The organism is Eubacterium sp. An3 (assembly GCF_002159465.1).
Classification (GTDB): Bacteria; Bacillota; Clostridia; order Lachnospirales; family Lachnospiraceae; genus Anaerobutyricum; species Anaerobutyricum stercoris.
Map to the genome: position 1 here is coordinate 1 of NZ_NFIR01000100.1, position 893 is coordinate 893.

At 42.0% G+C, this 893-nt stretch carries 1 pseudogene; it reads left to right on the top strand.

Annotated elements, in window-relative coordinates:
• Positions 1 to 144: 144 nt before the first annotated feature.
• Positions 145 to 720, top strand: a pseudogene (locus B5F87_RS20515) (transposase); the annotation flags it as partial.
• Between the last annotated feature and the right edge of the window lie 173 nt (positions 721 to 893).

The window sequence follows — 893 nt, forward strand, 5'->3', positions numbered from 1 at the left end:
AATTAGTTACATTTTCATTGTAAAGGAGTACTATCGTTATTCAAGAAATATACTGTAAAAAGCAACATTTATGCCACATGAAGACTTACTTCTGGGATAATAATACTTCTGGGATAATGGGCCTTATTCCAGTTCTCGAATAAGGCCCATGTCCGAAGGTATTTCCTGGATGCCATTCCAAAAGGGAAACAGGATGACTTGAGTATCCCGGCTGTCCAGGGTGTCCAGTACTGCGACAAGCTGTTTATACACGAAAGATACTGTAAGGAACATGGCTATTCCTTTGAACAGCGGAAAGAATATCGATCAAAAAAATCCAAATCAGTTATCGACAGTTTCTTTGAGTGGCTGGAAAAGCAGCATCCGGCCGTAAATTCCCGTTTTGATAAAGCGGTGAAGTATGCCCAAAATCGAAAACAGTACCTGTATACTTATCTGGAAGATGGACGATGCAGTCTGTCAAACAATTTAAGCGAGAATTCCATCCGGCCTTTTACAGTGGGCAGAAAGAACTGGCTCTTTTGTGCAACACCGGAAGGGGCACACGCAAGCGCTGTGGCATATACCATGGTTGAGATGGCAAAAGCTCATGATTTAAATATTTTTAAACACCTGACTTATGTCTTGGAGCACCGCCCAAATGAAGATATGAGCGATAAACAGCTGGCATTATTGGCTCCATGGAATGAGGACGTCAAAAAAATTTGTAAAAATGAATAAAGTAAAATGCTCGCGGGGCTGTCGCACCAAAAACAGCTTATGCCCTATGGCAGAGATTCATGCTTTGCATGGAATCGCTGCCATATTTTTTTGAATAAGCGTGGGACCTATGGCATAATCGCAGACGACTTGCGTTTTGCGACTCAACTTTCGAACGTTTATGGAAACGCCAT